Origin of the sequence: Paenibacillus praedii, from assembly GCF_049725345.1 — a bacterium.
Taxonomy (GTDB): Bacteria; Bacillota; Bacilli; order Paenibacillales; family Paenibacillaceae; genus Pristimantibacillus.
Window position 1 is genome coordinate 43,351 of record NZ_JBMWAM010000012.1, and the last position, 16,576, is coordinate 59,926.

Below are 16,576 nucleotides of genomic sequence, written 5' to 3' on the forward strand. Positions count from 1 at the left end.
GTGAATAGTTATGCAGCATCGAGTAGGTTATGCCGAATGGACAGCACAAACGGAACAGGAAACGGTCGCATTGGCGCGGCAGCTCGCTTTATGGGTGATGCCAGGCGCTTTTCTAGCGCTTGACGGTGATCTCGGAGCAGGGAAAACGAGATTTTCTCAAGCATTTGCACAGACGATTGGCGTGAAGGGCATCGTGAACAGCCCGACCTTTACGATTATTAAAGAATATGAAGGGGAGTCTCTTCCCTTTTACCATATGGATGTATATCGGCTGTCGCTGGAAGAAGCGGACGAGCTTGGCTTGGATGATTATTTTTATGGAAATGGTGTTACGATTGTAGAATGGGCCAGCTTAATTCAAGAGCTGCTTCCGGATAATCGGCTGGAGCTCTATATCGAGCACTTAGGCGATGAAATGAGGAAAATTAAGCTGACGGGTACCGGCGAGCCATATGCTTCTTGGTGCGAGGCTTTGAATGAGATAGGAGCGGACAGATGACAGACGTGCAGAACCATCAGGAGGGACTGATTTTGGCACTCGATACTTCAACGGCATCAATGGCTGCTGCCATTGTGAACGGTACTGAGATTGTCGCGGAAATTCAATCCTTAGCAGAAAGAAATCATTCGGTGCATGTCGTGTCGCATATTAAGGAAATGCTTACGAGCAGCAGTGTCACAGATAAAGAAATCATAGCGATTGCGGTAGGGAATGGTCCTGGATCCTATACGGGCATGCGCATTGCAGTAGCCGTTGCGAAGACATTAGCTTGGGTTTGGAATAAGCCTCTTGTCGGCGTTTCAAGTCTAGAAGCACTTGCTTATGGTGCCTGGCAGCAGCAATTAAGCGGTGCGGTCGGTCAATCCGACGGCAAGGCGGAGCAGCATTGGGTGCTCCCGATAATGGATGCGAGACGCGGACAGGTATACACGTCAGGTTTTGCGATGTCGAATCTATCCGGATGGACACGGTTTGCAGACGATGGTGTTCGTCTTATGAAAGACTGGGTCGGGAAGGTCGCAGAGCAAATTGATAATCATCCGAAGGCTAATGTTCGCAGTATCTCTCTTGTAGGGGATCTTTCCCTGCATGAAGCGGAGGCGGAACGCTTGAAGGAGCTTGGAGAGGCGGCTGGCGTACAGGTTAGTCTGCAGCCCTTCGTTCAAGAGGGCCGATGGATTGCGGTGCTTGGCCGAGAGCGGCTGGAGAAGGGGTTAGTTGAGAACCCGCATACCTTTATACCAAATTATACGCAGCTTACCGAAGCGGAAGTGAATTGGAAGGCGAAGCAAGCAGGTGAGGCGGGAGCATGAGGTTCGATCATTTGGATTTGGTTTATCGCGAAATGGAGCTGAATGATATTGATGCGATCATCGCGATCGAGCAAGAGGCCTTCACAAGTCCTTGGACGGCAGAGGCATTTACGAACGAGCTGATTAATAATATGTTCGCGCGATATATGGTCATGGAGCTTAATGGAGAAGTCATTGGGTATGGCGGCATGTGGATCATTATGGATGAAGCGCATGTGACGAACATTGCGATTCGATCAGATTTTCGCGGACAAGGATTAGGTGACCGCTTCATGCGTGAGCTGCAGCGGACGGCTGTTTTCCTAGGGGCTGTCAAAATGACTTTGGAGGTTCGTGTGTCGAACGAGGTTGCACAGGGGCTGTATCGCAAACATGGATTTGAGCCATCCGGCATTCGGCCGCAATATTATTCGGACAACAATGAAGATGCGCTAATTATGTGGGCAGAGCTTGATGGAGAGCAGTTCGAGGCAGGGGAGCAATGATAGTGAGTCATTCAGCAATTACAGAAAACGACGACGCGACAACTACAATTATATTGGCGATTGAGACGAGCTGCGACGAAACATCGGCAGCTGTTATTCGTGGAGGGAAAGAAATCCTATCCAACGTTGTCTCCAGTCAAATCGAAATTCATGAACGCTATGGCGGTGTTGTGCCGGAGATCGCTTCGCGTAAGCATGTGGAATCCATAACGTTAATTATAGAGCAAGCGATTCAGGAATCTGGTTTGTCCCTAAAGGATATTTCAGCGATTGCGGTGACACAAGGTCCTGGCTTGGTAGGAGCGCTGCTTGTAGGAGTCGTTACGGCCAAAAGCCTCGCAATGGCGCTCGATATTCCGTTAATTGGCACCCACCATATCGCGGGCCATATTTACGCCAATGCGCTTGTGCACGATATTGAATACCCGTGTATGGCGCTTGTGGTTTCCGGCGGACATACGGAATTGGTGCTGTTGGAAAGCGAAGGACAATTTCGTATGATCGGCAGAACGAGGGACGATGCCGTAGGGGAGGCCTATGACAAAGTAGCGCGCGCGCTTCATTTGCCATACCCTGGCGGACCGCACATTGACAAGCTGGCAGTGAACGCAGAGGAAGCGATCATACTTCCGCGCGCATGGCTGGAGGCAGACAGCTATGATTTCAGCTTCAGCGGTTTGAAATCGGCTGTGCTTGCTGTCATTAACCAGACGCGGATGAAGGGACAACAGCTTGATGAAGCAGCGCTTGCACGAGGCTTTCAGGAGTCGGTCACTGAGGTGTTGGTGACAAAAGCATTGCGTGCTGTCCACGCGCTTGGCGCAAAGCAGCTTCTGCTTTGCGGCGGTGTGGCTGCAAATCGCGGCTTAAGGGCCGCGTTAACGACACGCTGTGCAGTCGAGCAGATTCCGCTGCTGATTCCGCCGAATTCGTTGTGTACGGACAACGCTGCTATGATTGGAGCGGCCGCACATGTGAAGTTTAAACGCAAGCAGTTCACTGATCTGGACATGAAGGCAGATCCCGGATTTTCGCTTGAAGGCTGGACTGTAGCTGAATCTGAACCAGACAACGGTTCGATTATACGTTAAATTGTATATTTGAAATTGACAGACTATTTCCCAGCGCATATAATAAGCAACAATACTTCAAACTTCATACGCTACAAACGCTGGGAACAGGAATAGTAAAGCTTATCTGGGATTGTCGTTAGCATCGCTGCGGTTGATTAACAAACGCAAGAGGCTATGACATAGAGAGCTGCGGGTTGGTGCAACGCAGTCGAAGGATGCTTGAAGCTCGCCTGGGAGCGGAGCAGCGGAAGCAACGGCAGTGCAGATGAGAGTCGGCAAGCCATTGCAAGTACGCTGTTACGGATAACCTCCGTAATCAGGTGCATGTGTGCCAATAACCGGAATTGGCCAGATGCTTAAGGTGGGCATTCCTGCTCGTTTGTGAACGTATAGGATGTCAACAAGGGTGGTACCGCGCGGGTCATTAATAGCCTGTCGTCTCTTGCATATAGAGACGACAGGCTTTTCTTGTTGTCCATGAAGTGAAGCACAATCAAACAAAATGCAAAATAACAATAAATCATAAAGTGGAAACGCTATGAGCAGGAGCAGTAAAACAGGAAGCTGGCAAAGCGGTTTTTGATGACTGATCAACGGTTTTAATTGGTTGAGCTGGTTAGTCGGAAGCGCACAGAGAGCTGCGGGATGGTGTGACGCAGTCGAAGCTGAGGTTTGAATCTCGCCTGGGAGCGGAACGGTGGAATCACGTTGCTTGACAAGCGGCGTGAGCGTACATCGTTACGGCTAGCCGCCGTCATCGGGCATTTAAGCGGGCTCGGACTCGCAGCAGCGGCAAGGCTGTCATCATCGACGGCCGCGCATAATTTAATTGTTGCAGCAGTCCGGCCAATTAGAGTGGTACCACGGCAGCGTAAGGCTCGTCGTCTCTTACAAGGAGGCGGCGAGCCTATTTTTGTACTCAAAAATAGTAATGGAGGCTAACGAATATGACAAATGATATGAAAAAAATTCAAATATTTGATACGACTTTAAGAGATGGCGAGCAATCGCCGGGGGCGTCGCTCGAGCCTGAGCGTAAGATCATTATCGCTCGTCAGTTGGGCAAGCTGGGTATAGATGTTATTGAACCGGGGTTTCCCGTTTCAAGTCCAGGGGAATTTGCAGCAGTCGAGCAAATTTCCAGGGAGCTGCAGCATGTTGAAATTGCCGGTTTTGCCCGTGCGGTTAAGGGTGATATCGACGCAGCAGTGAAAGCGACGCAGGATGCCGCGCGACGCCGGCTGCATCTGTTTATCTCCTCTTCGGATATTCATTTAAATTTTCAGCTGCGGAAATCGCGAGATGAGGTCGTTCATATTGCGCGTGAAATGGTCGCTTATGGCAAACAGTTTGTTGATGAGATCGAATTTTCGGCAATGGACTCCACGCGATCCGGCAGAGAGTTTGTCATTCAATTGGTCGAGGCTGTTATTGCTGAAGGAGCTACAATCATCAATTTGCCGGATACACTTGGTTATGCGATGCCTGAAGAGATGAGCGAGCTGTTCCGCACTGTGAGGAGGGAAGCGCGAGGCGGCGAAACGGTTAGATATAGCGCGCATTGTCACAACGACTTGGGCCTTGCGGTTGCGAACAGCCTGGCCGCAATTCACGGCGGAGCGACTCAAATCGAGGTAACGGTGAACGGCATTGGTGAAAGAGCTGGCAATTGCTCACTTGAAGAGCTTGTCATGGCGATTGAGACGCGCAAGGATGCAATGAAGGCGCAAACGAATATTCAAATCAGAGAAATTTATGAAACCTCGCGTATCGTTAGCCGCGCGATGCATTTCCCGATTGCTTACAACAAGCCTATCGTCGGCCGCAATGCATTTCAGCATGAATCCGGCATCCATCAGGACGGCTTGCTGAAAAATCGCAGCACTTACGAAATTATGGATCCGGAAGCAATGGGCATTCCGCGGAACATGATTATTCTGGGCAAGCATTCCGGTCGTCACGCGCTTAAGCATCGGCTTTCGGAATATGGCATTAAGGTTACAGATTCGCAGCTTCAAGACGTATATGAAAAGTTCAAAGAAACAGCCGATGCTCAAAAAATGGTGACCGACGACGAGCTGATTCGCATTGCCGGCGAGCTGACGCAAACCCAGCCGGATCCCTACGTGCTTGTTGATCTGCATGTACATGCCGGCACGCAGCGCTCTCGTACGGCAACCGTGACGATTCGCGAGAATGAACGCGGCTCAGAGCAAGCTTATATCGCCATGGGAGCGGGCCCGCTGGAGGCAGTCATTCATGCGATTCAACAAGCGATTCCAGTCGCAGCTGAGTTCGAGGATTTGGAGCTTCATTCCTTATCCACAGGGGAGGATGCACATGGAGAAGCTGTAGTCAGCGTTGTCCACAAGCAGCAACGTTTCCGCGGCACATCTGTACACAATGACATTGTACTCGCGGCCGCACAGGCTTATGTAGCCGCCTGCAATCAGGCGGTTATGACGACGGGCAGCAGAGTCGTAGACACGAAAACGGGCATAGCGGCCAACTAATCGCTGTGCAGCAGCTGCCGTTCAAAATTGTCTTCAAGAGCGTGGATCAATTACATTCTATGACGATTAATCTATTAGAAGGGGCTGCTCGAAAGAGAGCCCTATTTTTTTTCCAAAAATAGTGTTGTGCACAAAGTTATCCACAATTAGACTTGAAATTGTGAATAAGAACGTAAAAGCCGTATAAATACTGGATTTACAGTAGCTTAACATTGTGTTGGAAAAGGGGATAGATTTTTCATAGAATAATTGTGGATAATGTGGATAACAGGGATAAGATATTAAAATATATGAACGCAGACCTATAATTTGACGAAATCCGTGAAAATACTAGGTCTAGCCGAGAGTGATATCGACAGAATTAACTAACAATTTATGCAGGTATGTGGATATCTCTGTGCATAAGTATAGATGGAAAAATAGTAAGCTATGGTGCTTTGAGGCTGGAGACTTCCTCAATTTTTGCGCTTTCGTTTCGGTCACGCAAAAATTTTGCGTGAATTACGAATTACGTTTTCGGTGAAAAATACGGGCATATACGTTATGGTAAAAATATGACGCATACCAACAGCATTAATCTCACAAAAACGACTTGTGGAAGCGACGTTCAAGCGTGAATGGAGGCTAATTACGAAATGGAAAAGCAAACAATCATTCAAGTAAGCTCGATCAGCAAGCATTATGGTGTGAATCAAGCAATCGCTGACGTATCTTTTAAAGTAAAAGAAGGCGAGATATTTGGAATCGTTGGAACGAATGGTGCCGGGAAGACTACGCTGCTCGAATTGCTGATGGGTCTTAGGCTGCCAGACAAGGGATGCATTCAAGTATTAGGCATGGATACGCAGACAGAGTCTGAACGCTTGAAGGAAGATATCGGTATTTATCTGCAAAGTACTTCGTTAGTCGATAAAATGAATGTGCGTGAGGCAATGGAGCTGTTCCAGGCCTTTTATAAACGTAAAAATGATCTGGATCACATTATCGAGCATTTTGGATTGTTGCCGTATTCCAATAAAATGGTGAAGTGCTTGTCAGGCGGTTGGAGACAGCGTACAGCTCTTGCGATTGCGCTTGTGAATGATCCCAAAATTATTTTCCTTGATGAGCCTACAACAGGGCTCGATTCACAGGCCAAAAAGGATTATTGGTCATTATTAGTTGATTTGAAGCAGCAGGGAAAAACGATTGTTGTCGCCTCTCATGATATGGAAGAGGTGCAGTGCAATTGCGATCGGGTATGTATATTACGTAAAGGGGAGTTCATCACATGCGGCAATCCATCAACGCTGATCTCCAAATTGCCGAATGGGGGCATGACGATGGAGGCGGTATATATGCACTATGCCGTTGATAAGAAGGGGGGTGTGAGTGTATAGCGTTATAGCTTCATTCGCTTGAAATCATAGCATAACGAACCTCAAGGAGGGCTTTTTTGTCAATGGATCATCGTGATCTCATCGAAAGTCCGTCAATCGAGCGCGGAAAATTAATTGAAAAGAGAATGGAGATGGTTTCACATTTAATGCATCAAATGCAAAAGGGGGAAAATGAGGAGCAGTACAATAATTCAAATGGTTTTTTGAAGAGAATTGAGAAATGCAGCAGGCTAGTACGTTTTGCAAATTTGTTTCATCGTATGTTTCTTGAATGAAAAATAGTATAGTTGAACTATGCTGAATATTTGGAGGATCGATAGTGAACGATTGTATTCCGCTCATCGCTCAGCAAATGCGCGAGCTGGTTCTGCGCTGGTTTACCGTGCGGCCGCTCGCGCATTTTGCTGAGCTGTTCATTGAAGAGAAGTTGCGAGAGTCATTCAAATTTGGCCAATTGACCGTTATTCATTATAAAATGTTTGGCGGCGCAAAGGATGAGGTATATCAAGCTGCTGCAGCTGTTGAGCTGTTTGTACTGGGATCCGATATGCTGGATGATTTACAGGATCAGGATGCTCCTGATAAGCCATGGATGCAGGTCCCTGCCGCTACGGCTATACATATCGCTTCGTCTCTTATTACGCTTTCGCAGCAGGCGATGCTTCATTGCACAGAGGATAATGATCTGCGGATTGTGCTAGTTGAGTTGATGAATACTCAGATGCTTGCAGCCGCGAATGGGCAAATGCTGGATATTATGAATTCGATTATGGATGAGCCATCCTACTTGGAAATGGTCAAGCAAAAATCGTCCCCCTTATTATTACTCGCATGTATGGCCGGCGTTATGCTTTCAGGCCAGCCTTGGAATGCTGTGGTTGCGGAATATGCAATTGAAATAGGCATTGCCGCACAGCTGAGAAATGATATTCGCGATTTAATGCGCTGGGATGACAAAAGCGATTTTTTGCAGCGTAAGAGAACGCTTTTGACCATGTATTTAGTTGAGAGTCTTGGGGAAGACGACAAATGGATTAGGGAATATTTTGAAGGGCGTATGACCCATGAGGATGTTGTGCTTAACAAAGGACATTTCGTTGAAGTTTGTGAGCGTACTGGTACTCTATTGTACGGTTCAGTCATGAGTAGAATACACTATAATCGGTTTGAGGAGCTTCTTCATTCTCTACAGGAAGCAGGTCCTTGGAAAAGTGATTTTTTGCAAATTTTAAATTAAATTTTTGCATAATTAACCACCACGCAAAACCCATTTCGGTAAATACGAATAATTTTTGCGTTTGCCCCTAAGCAATTTCCTGTTATATTAGAAAAGTGGTATAAAAATCATATATTACTAGAGAAGCGGAGGAGTTAAAATGTTGAAAGAAACTATACGTCAATTGGTAAGCAATTCGGAAAAGATGTCCATGGCTAGGTGTGGACAACTTCAATTAGCAGGTGTTTCTACAGCAGAACAGAAGGCTCTTCTTGGGGAATTGAAGGACAAAAGCGAGAAAAACAATGGTTACGCCTACATGTGGAACTAAGACATTGATTATGCTCGGAGGGAAGAGGACTGCATGAAAACATCGCCACTTAATCGGACTCTCGCAATCCTCTTCCTGGTTGCATTTTTAGCAATTTTGCTCTATTTAACTGCCGTAATCGTAAGAATTCCATCCATCGGGGCCGTGTTGCTGGAGGCGTCTGGCGAACGATATTTCGTCAAGTCATTGGAGCCTGCAGGACAAGCCCAAATCAAAGGAATTCGTGTCGGCGATGAAATATTAGAGGTTAATGGCAGGCCGGTAAGCGATTTTGAAAATGTTAAAAAATATAATTCGATTGAATACGCAGACACTGTGCTTGTTTTGCATCGAGACAATGTGAAGCAAGAAATCGCATTCCCAAAGGGATGGACAGGGGATCATTCGTTTTTTGAGCTGTTCATACAGCTATATATTCCAGGAATATCTCTTGTTATATTTTGTGCTTTTTCAGGCTTTCTTTATGAGAAACGCAGTCATGATAAAGCAGCAATCTTGCTTATATTATTCTTTATTTCAATAGGTCTGAGCTATTACAGCTCTGCTGCTTCTAGCCGAAGCGATGCAGTGGGACTTACCATTATATATCTAGTCCTGCCTCTGATACCGCTGTTATTCATGTGTTTCATGAATAACTACTTGAAAAGATTCGATGTTCGTTTTATAAGCAAGCGAGTATTAAACGGACTGTTCGCAATAGTTGGCTCCGTTGGCATCGTAAGTTTAATCTATATATGGACAGATATGGCATCAATTAAAATCTATTCCTTAATTCAAATAGCCTATAGCAGTGTTGTGCTAATGGGTAATTTTGTGTGCGTTTATTTACTCATTCGAAAGTTTATAAAGCATCGCAGGACGAAGCTGAACTCATTATTCACCATTACGTTAATTTCGCATCTCGTAGCGTTTACTCCGTTTGCGGCTTTGAATGTGCTGCCTCAAATATTTGGAGAAAAACAAGTATTGCCAGCAGCGTTTACAGCGCTCTTCCTATTCGTTCTTCCAATCGTCTATTTCTATCTTTCGACCTCTAACCAGCTCTTTGATATTGATTTTATTTTAACCCGATTTAAATATTATACTGCGCTTTCTGTTGTTCCTTCGATTATTGTAGCGACATTCGTGGTGTTGGTCATATTAAACGAGAAGAGCCCGTCATGGTCCACATGGTTTGGCATTGTCTTTGTCATCTATATCGGAATGACGTTGTTTTTATATGCAAAAGAACAGTTGGACCAGCGTTTCCGGCCTAAGCTGTTCAAAGCGATGTACAGCTATCAGGACAGTCTTGACCGTTTTTCGCGTAAAGTGGCAAGAGTGATGAAGCAAGGTGACCTAGAGGCTGTTTTAAAGCAAGAGATAACTGAGCTATTACCCGTGAATCGAATTACTTTTTTGATGATTGAGCAATCGGAAAATACCGTCTACCCTGTGGGCGACCATCATGAAGAACGGATTACCGCGGAGTTTTTACTTGGCGCTGTTCATTCTCTTCAGGTAGGCGAGTTGATTGAACTGCCTTATGGCCTGGGACTTGTCATAGGCAGACAGCGTTCAAGATACCATATTTTATGGATTGGTATGAAGACAAATCATACGCGCTTTAATTCCGATGAGCTGCGCTGGCTGAAGACGATGTCGAATTACGCCAGCATTGTGTTTGAAAACTTATTTCTTATTGAAGGATTGATTGAGAACTTGGAATCGGAGGTTCGCAAAGAACACTCGACCTCGCCATGGGTGCTCCGTCTGCTATTCTGTCTTTCAGAGAATGAGCGGAGAAAGCTGGCCGCGGATTTGCATGATTCGGCGCTTCAGGATCAACTGCTCTGGTATCGCAAACTGGAGGCTGTCATCATGGATCATCCAATCTCTGATAAGCTGGGGCATGAGCTGGAAGAGATTAAAGAGGGACTGCTTGATGTCATTCATCAAATTCGTGAAACCTGTAACGAGCTGCGTCCGCCGCTATTGAAGGAAATGGGTGTCGTAGAGGCCGTAGAATCCATTATTGAGCATACGTTAATGCGTGTTAACTTTGCGGTTGATTTTCGTGCCAAACCACTTAGCCGTCCGTTGAATGAGGAGCAAATCACGGCTATTTATCGTATTGTGCAAGAGCTGCTTCGTAACGCAGATAAGCACGCGCAAGCTAAAATCATTACTTTAGAGCTGGAGCTTCGGAAAGGGACGATTTATTTCCGTTATATGGATGATGGCGTAGGCATGGACGTCAATCAAATGATAGAATCATTCGAGCATATGGGCTTATCCGGTATTAAAGAGCGTGTAACCGGTCTTGAAGGAGATATTTCATTTCATTCAGAGCGCGGTAAAGGCCTGGAGGTAGTAATTTTACTGCCAGAAATGATGACAACCGGCCGAACGGAAAGGGGGATTTCGCGTGATTCGTATCTTATTAGTTGATGATCATCCTTCCGTCGGTGAAGGAACAAAAACGATGATTGAGCAGGATAACGAGATGTCGGTAGCGGTCGTTTTGTCCGCAGTGGAAGCAATGGATATTGTGGATAAAGAGCAGTTCGATCTCATTCTATGCGATTTGAATATGCCGGGAATCAGCGGTTTGGAGTTGACCAAGCGGCTGCTTCAGCAGGATCCTGAACGGAAGGTTATTATTTATTCCGGATATGAAATTGGATCGCATTTCAATTTACTCATAGAATCTGGCGTCTCCGGCTTTATCTCCAAAACGGTACCAAGAGAGCAGCTTCATAATGCGATTCGCTGCGCTATGCGCGGAGATGCGGTTATCCCTATATCTCTGCTGAAGCAGCTCAGACGGCATGAAGTAACGCTTGGTCGCGCAGAGGTTTCCATCGAGGAAATTTCGATTACAGAAAAAGAACAAATGATACTGCAAGAGGTATCTACCGGAATAAGCAACAAAGAGCTTGCTGTTATGCTGCATGTAAGTCAAAGAAATGTCGAATATCAACTATCTCGTATATTCGATAAATTGAATGTTCGCTCCCGCTCTGAGGCGATTAAGGAAGCGCAGCGCTTGGGAATTATTAGCTTAGAGCAATATTAGTAACACACAGAAAGAGTTGAGTCAGCAGGTTAACGATTAGGAGAACTATAAAACGGCAGGCTACGGATTATTCCTTAGCCTGCCGTTTTGCATGATTGCTCCTTGCCACCAAGCTGGACATGTAAATATCAAGCCGCTCGGCCATTAGAGCATCGGTTAGACCGGTTACGCCAAACGCAGCCCAGCCTGGGTATACGGTTGGCGGTCCATTAAGGGTATCAATTGCTTCTCGGAAATATTTGACATAGACAGCTCCTCCATGGCCTAATGGCAGCTTTTACTGTCTTGCACACAATTACATCAGCTGCTCCCATTCCTCATAAGCAGCTGATAGAGAGTTTTTACAGAGCTCAATGTGTGCTTGTATTTCTTGAATTCGAATATAATCATTAAATATATCAGGATTCGCGAGCTGCTCCTCAAGCTCTGAAATCTGCTGCTCCAGCGTCGCAATTTCTTGCTCCAGCTGCTCTATTTTACGCTGACGTGTTCGTTCTTCACGTTTGGCTTGCTTCTCCGCCTCGTAGGAGCTTGTCGGTGCATTGTCGGAAATAGCCGTTGCTTTAGAGCCCGACGAAGCTTGTTTTGCCAAGGCTTCCAACCGCGCTTCCTCGATTTCATGTTTTTTCTCTATCATTTCGTCATAATTTCCTAGGAAATGATCAGTTCCAGACGGCTTAAGCTCGACAATACGTTCGGCCATTTTGTTGAGGAAGTACCGGTCATGAGAAATAAAGAGAAGAGTGCCCTCATAGTCAAGCAGCGCTGCTTCAAGCACCTCTTTGCTAAATAAATCAAGATGGTTAGTAGGCTCATCTAAAATAAGAACGTTAGCCTGAGCGAGCATCAGCTTGGCTAACGATACGCGTGCCTTCTCTCCGCCGCTTAGCGATGAGATTCGTTTGAGCACATCCTCGCCGCTAAATAGGAAATTGCCCAGAACGGTACGTATGCGGGCTTCTTCCATATGAGAATAGCTGCCCCACACCTCTTCCAGCACGGTATTTTGACCGTTAAGTCTTGTCTGCTCCTGGTCGTAGTAACCGAGCTTGACATGTGTTCCGAAGCGGACCGTGCCGGTGGTAGGCTCGCTCTGACCCACGATCACTTTGAGAAGGGTTGATTTTCCTATACCATTAGGACCAATTAGAGCGACGGTTTCACCGCGAGTTAGCTGGAATGATACATCCTGGAACAAAGGCTTGTCTTTACCAGGGAAAGTGACGGATACATCGCTTACTGACAGGACGTCCTTGCCGGTTGTACGTTCGATTTCGAAGGTGAAGTGGGCTTTCTTCAAATCACCCATCGGTTTGTCCAAGCGATCCATTTTCTCCAGCGCTTTGCGCCTGCTCTGTGCCCGTTTTGTCGTAGAGGCTCGAACAATATTTCGCTGCACGAATTGCTCCATACGGGATATCTCATCCTGCTGCTTCTCAAATTGCCGCATATTGATTTCATACTCCGCGGCTTTCAGCTCCATGTAGCGGCTGTAGTTGCCGGTGTAACGCTTTGAGGTATGGCGTTCAATTTCAATTATGGTTTGGGCAAGAGCATCGAGAAAATAGCGGTCATGAGATACGACAAGGATCGCGCCGGAATAGCCTCGCAAATAAGATTCCAGCCATGTGAGCGTTTCGATGTCTAAATAGTTTGTAGGCTCATCGAGCATAAGCAGGTCGGGTGCCTGCAGCAAAATGCGGGCCAAAGCAAGCCTTGTCTTCTGTCCACCGCTTAACGTTGAGATAACGGTATCAGGAGCGAAGTGACCAAACCCCATTCCGTGCAGAACGCTATTAATACGTGTATTCATTTCAAAGCCGCCTTGCTCACGGAACCAGTCTGAACGTTTAGCGTAACGGTCAAGCGTGTCGGCATACCGTTTCTCATCGGCATGGAGAGAAGGGTCGGCAATTTTGATTTCCATATCGCGAAGCTCCTGCTCGGCCTCGAGCAGATGTGAAAATACAGCGCGCATCTCCGCTTCGATCGTCCGATTAGAGTTTAACCCGCTATTTTGTGCCAAGTAGCCAATTTTAGTTTCCTTCGCTTTATGAATAGCGCCAGAATCCGCGGACATTTCGCCGGCGATTATTTTGAGAAGTGTTGATTTGCCGGCGCCATTCACGCCCACAAGACCGATTCTTTCCCGCTCTAGAACTTGCAATGAAATATTGGATAATACGACATTGACGCCGTAGCTTTTGGTAATGTTTGAAACCTGAAGCAGCATTTTGAAACCTCCACCAAATAATTATAAGAATGTTTGCTTTCATTACTCATTAGTGTACCATAAACGAGCGCTTGCATTGGCGAAAGTTGTATAAGAGTGGTAAACTACATTTAATGAAACAATTTCATGGGACGCAGAATAGGTGAGTGCTTATGATGGAATGGAATCCATTGGATCATAAAGCTGGCATAAGAAAACACATCACCCAAAAACGGAGCGGCTTGTCAGTCGAACAGCGTGAGCGATGGTCGGAGCAAGCGTGCGTAATCGCAGGTGCTTTTCTAGAAAGCCGAGCTGCAGCAGTGTTTATGGTATATGTGCCTTTTCGGAGCGAGCTCGATTTGTCGGGCCTGATTGAATGGGGCTGGCACACAGGACGTAAAGTGGTCGTTCCGCGCTGCGTTGCTGCTGATCGATCCATGACGCTGCATTATTTGCGCAGCTGGGATGAGCTTGTACCGGGCGCCTATGGCATCAGGGAGCCAAACGTGGTAATGACTCCTCCACTAGCAGAGGATTTTGTTCCGGATGTCGTATTTGTCCCAGGCTTGGCGTTCGACCGCCAAGGCGGCAGACTAGGCTATGGCGGCGGTTATTATGATCGTTTTGCTGAGCGGATCAAGCAGTCAGAATCTAAGCCTATATGGATCGGTGCAGCATTTGAGGCGCAGCTGGTTGAACGGGTTCCGGTTGAACCGCATGATTTTCCGATGAATGGAATTGTTACGGAGCGGGGCATTTATAGGGTATAGAAGATGCTTACGAAGTAAGCTTTCTTCGAAAACTTTTGAAAGGAGCGTTAACAGTGGAGCTGACGCATTTTAATGAGCAGGGTCGGGCGCGTATGGTGGACATCTCTGACAAGGAAGTCACTTCACGTACAGCAATCGCTCAAACGACGGTAAAGATGAACGTGGAGACGCTTGAGCAGATTAAGGCAGGCAAGGTTGGTAAAGGTGATGTGCTTGCGGTAGCTCAGGTTGCTGCTGTAATGGCCGCCAAGAAAACGGCTGATTGGATACCAATGTGCCATCCGCTTCCGCTAACAGGCATTAATATTGTATTTAGCGATAATGGGGCGGATGAGCTTTACATAGAAGGAACTGTAAAAACAACGGGTAAGACCGGGGTTGAAATGGAAGCGTTGACGGCCGTGTCGGCTGCAGCATTAACGGTGTACGACATGTGCAAGGCGCTGCAAAAGGATATGATAATCGGTCCTACGCAGCTTGTCTCCAAAACCGGCGGCAAGAGCGGCGATTATCGAATTTCGTCAAATCCATAATCGGAGCAGGGATGGGAGGAATGGTACATGCGGTGGAAGGTAGCAATATTAACAGCAAGCGATAAAGGCTCACGCGGGGAACGTGAAGATACAAGCGCACAGGTAATTCGTGAGCTGATTGAGGAAGAACTGGGCGGCGAGATTATCGATTATCGAATCGTTCCGGATGAGCAGGATGAGATTATGGCGGCTATTATAGAAATGACCGAATATTTCCATGCCGATCTTGTTCTGACGACAGGCGGAACAGGACTTGCGCCGCGCGATGTTACGCCTGAAGCTACGCTTAAGGTTATTGATCGCGCAGTGCCGGGCTTAGCAGAAGCGATGAGGATGGGCGCACTTCAAAAGACGAGAAGAGCGATGCTTTCTCGCGGTGTATGCGGTATTAGAGGAAGCTCTCTTATCGTTAACTTGCCTGGAAGCCCGAAGGGCGTGCATGAAAGCTTAATGGCAATCATGGACCAACTGCCGCATGCGCTGGGCATTCTATCCGGGCAGCTTGGAGAGCATAACGTATGAGCGTACAGAAGAATTCAGATGAAGCTGAAGCAATGATCAAGCAGTCGGCGACCGTACTGAAGGAAGTATCGGTTCACGATGCGGTAGGCCTCCGCTTGGCACATGATTTGACGAGAATTGTCCCCGGCCAGTTTAAAGGCCGGTTGTTCAAGAGAGGTCATGTGATTACGGAAGCGGATATTCCGAGCCTTCTGGATATTGGTAAGGAGCATATTTACATTATGGAGCTAGGTGAAAGTGAGCTTCATGAGGATGATGCTGCTATTCGAATGGCAGAGGCACTTTATGGCGAGTATTTGGAGCTATCGGAGCCGCATGAGGGAAAGGTTAGCTTGAAATCTACGCTGCTAGGATTAGCAGAGGTAGACAAAAAAATCGTTGATGCCATTAATGAGCTGGGCGAAATTGCGCTGGCTACAATTAAATCAAATACGGTCGTACAGCCCGGGCAGCCACTTGCGGCAACAAGAGCGATTCCTCTTGTCGTCTCGAAAGCGAAGGTAGAGACGGTTGAGCGACTAGCTGCGCAATATCGTCAATCGCATGGCGGTACAGCGCCTATTCGTGTTCGTCCCTTCCGGAAGCTTCGGGCAGGGCTGATCACGACTGGCAGTGAAGTATTTAATGGCCGCATAGAAGATAAATTCGGCCCAGCCGTCAGAAGTAAGCTCGAGGAGCTTGGCTCGGAGGTTGCTGAACAACGATTCGCTCCGGACGATCGACAAACAATTGTCAAGGAAATACACTATTTGCTTGAACAACGGTATGATATGATACTAGTAACTGGTGGAATGTCGGTTGATCCTGATGATCGGACGCCGGGTGCGATTAAAGCTGCAGGAGCAGACATTGTAAGCTATGGAGCCCCCATGCTGCCGGGCTCGATGCTGCTTATGGGCTACATAAACGGAGTGCCGATTATGGGGCTGCCAGGCTGCGTCATGCATGATCCATATACATCCTTTGACGTTCTTCTGCCGCGCATTCTCGCAGGGGACACGATCGTACGCGAAGATATTGTTAACATGGGCTACGGCGGCTTGAACCGCTGCTAGTTTTTCCTTTTGGTTAAATAAGCGGATATCGTCATAAAATAGCGGTAAAAATGTTTCATTAAGCATAGGTGCCCGGAGCCGCTCATTGGACACAACGTTTCGAAACAATTCT

At 47.0% G+C, this 16,576-nt stretch carries 17 protein-coding genes; 16 read left to right on the forward strand and 1 reads right to left on the reverse strand.

Annotation, left to right across the window (positions count from 1 at the left end):
- Positions 1 to 10: 10 nt before the first annotated feature.
- The 12 genes from tsaE (at position 11) to ACO9K6_RS12930 (ending at position 11,369) form a co-directional block, all read left to right on the forward strand.
- Entirely contained in the window at positions 11 to 499 is a 489-nt protein-coding gene (gene tsaE, locus ACO9K6_RS12875) for a tRNA (adenosine(37)-N6)-threonylcarbamoyltransferase complex ATPase subunit type 1 TsaE (protein WP_424767964.1), read from the forward strand.
- A complete protein-coding gene (gene tsaB / locus ACO9K6_RS12880; RefSeq protein ID WP_424767965.1) occupies positions 496 to 1,314 on the forward strand; it encodes a tRNA (adenosine(37)-N6)-threonylcarbamoyltransferase complex dimerization subunit type 1 TsaB in 819 nt (272 codons plus the stop codon). The genes tsaE and tsaB overlap by 4 nt, the downstream gene beginning before the upstream one ends.
- Positions 1,311 to 1,799 carry a ribosomal protein S18-alanine N-acetyltransferase gene (gene rimI, locus ACO9K6_RS12885; protein ID WP_424767966.1) on the forward strand — a complete coding sequence of 163 codons (489 nt, stop codon included), beginning with the start codon at positions 1,311 to 1,313 and terminating at the stop codon, positions 1,797 to 1,799. The genes tsaB and rimI overlap by 4 nt, the downstream gene beginning before the upstream one ends.
- Complete coding sequence (gene tsaD, locus ACO9K6_RS12890; protein ID WP_424767967.1) at positions 1,796 to 2,890, forward strand: tRNA (adenosine(37)-N6)-threonylcarbamoyltransferase complex transferase subunit TsaD; 1,095 nt, start codon at positions 1,796 to 1,798, stop codon at positions 2,888 to 2,890. The genes rimI and tsaD overlap by 4 nt, the downstream gene beginning before the upstream one ends.
- Positions 2,891 to 3,580: 690 nt before the next feature.
- Positions 3,581 to 3,814 (forward strand): hypothetical protein, encoded by a 234-nt coding sequence (locus ACO9K6_RS12895; protein ID WP_424767968.1) that lies wholly within the window; start codon positions 3,581 to 3,583, stop codon positions 3,812 to 3,814.
- Between the two features lie 17 nt (positions 3,815 to 3,831).
- Positions 3,832 to 5,385 (forward strand): 2-isopropylmalate synthase, encoded by a 1,554-nt coding sequence (locus ACO9K6_RS12900; RefSeq protein WP_424768043.1) that lies wholly within the window; start codon positions 3,832 to 3,834, stop codon positions 5,383 to 5,385.
- A gap of 635 nt (positions 5,386 to 6,020) precedes the next feature.
- Positions 6,021 to 6,764, forward strand: coding sequence for an ABC transporter ATP-binding protein (locus tag ACO9K6_RS12905; RefSeq protein WP_424767969.1), 744 nt, complete (start codon positions 6,021 to 6,023; stop codon positions 6,762 to 6,764).
- A 62-nt stretch (positions 6,765 to 6,826) separates the two neighbouring features.
- Positions 6,827 to 7,039 (forward strand): hypothetical protein, encoded by a 213-nt coding sequence (locus ACO9K6_RS12910; RefSeq protein WP_424767970.1) that lies wholly within the window; start codon positions 6,827 to 6,829, stop codon positions 7,037 to 7,039.
- Between the two features lie 44 nt (positions 7,040 to 7,083).
- Positions 7,084 to 8,001, forward strand: a complete 918-nt coding sequence (locus ACO9K6_RS12915) for a polyprenyl synthetase family protein (RefSeq protein ID WP_424767971.1) — start codon at positions 7,084 to 7,086, stop codon at positions 7,999 to 8,001.
- 139 nt (positions 8,002 to 8,140) lie between these two features.
- Positions 8,141 to 8,311 carry a competence pheromone ComX gene (gene comX, locus ACO9K6_RS12920; protein WP_424767972.1) on the forward strand — a complete coding sequence of 57 codons (171 nt, stop codon included), beginning with the start codon at positions 8,141 to 8,143 and terminating at the stop codon, positions 8,309 to 8,311.
- A 33-nt stretch (positions 8,312 to 8,344) separates the two neighbouring features.
- Positions 8,345 to 10,741, forward strand: coding sequence for an ATP-binding protein (locus ACO9K6_RS12925; RefSeq protein ID WP_424767973.1), 2,397 nt, complete (start codon positions 8,345 to 8,347; stop codon positions 10,739 to 10,741).
- Complete coding sequence (locus tag ACO9K6_RS12930) at positions 10,719 to 11,369, forward strand: response regulator (RefSeq protein ID WP_424767974.1); 651 nt, start codon at positions 10,719 to 10,721, stop codon at positions 11,367 to 11,369. Before ACO9K6_RS12925 ends, ACO9K6_RS12930 begins: the two co-directional genes overlap by 23 nt.
- Positions 11,370 to 11,664: 295 nt before the next feature.
- Here the strand turns inward: ACO9K6_RS12930 and ACO9K6_RS12935 are convergent, their stop codons facing one another.
- Positions 11,665 to 13,602, reverse strand: a complete 1,938-nt coding sequence (locus ACO9K6_RS12935) for an ATP-binding cassette domain-containing protein (RefSeq protein ID WP_424767975.1) — start codon at positions 13,600 to 13,602, stop codon at positions 11,665 to 11,667.
- A 152-nt stretch (positions 13,603 to 13,754) separates the two neighbouring features.
- On the opposite strand from ACO9K6_RS12935, the gene ACO9K6_RS12940 reads away from it, so the two are divergent.
- Genes ACO9K6_RS12940 through ACO9K6_RS12955 form a run of 4 tightly spaced genes read left to right on the forward strand, consistent with a single transcriptional unit; the run spans position 13,755 to position 16,464 of the window.
- Positions 13,755 to 14,354 (forward strand): 5-formyltetrahydrofolate cyclo-ligase, encoded by a 600-nt coding sequence (locus ACO9K6_RS12940; protein ID WP_424767976.1) that lies wholly within the window; start codon positions 13,755 to 13,757, stop codon positions 14,352 to 14,354.
- A 53-nt stretch (positions 14,355 to 14,407) separates the two neighbouring features.
- Positions 14,408 to 14,887: a cyclic pyranopterin monophosphate synthase MoaC gene (gene moaC, locus ACO9K6_RS12945; RefSeq protein ID WP_424767977.1), complete on the forward strand. Its 480-nt coding sequence runs from the start codon at positions 14,408 to 14,410 to the stop codon at positions 14,885 to 14,887.
- 27 nt (positions 14,888 to 14,914) lie between these two features.
- Positions 14,915 to 15,409 (forward strand): MogA/MoaB family molybdenum cofactor biosynthesis protein, encoded by a 495-nt coding sequence (locus ACO9K6_RS12950; protein WP_424767978.1) that lies wholly within the window; start codon positions 14,915 to 14,917, stop codon positions 15,407 to 15,409.
- Complete coding sequence (locus tag ACO9K6_RS12955) at positions 15,406 to 16,464, forward strand: molybdopterin-binding protein (RefSeq protein WP_424767979.1); 1,059 nt, start codon at positions 15,406 to 15,408, stop codon at positions 16,462 to 16,464. Before ACO9K6_RS12950 ends, ACO9K6_RS12955 begins: the two co-directional genes overlap by 4 nt.
- Positions 16,465 to 16,576 lie beyond the last annotated feature (112 nt).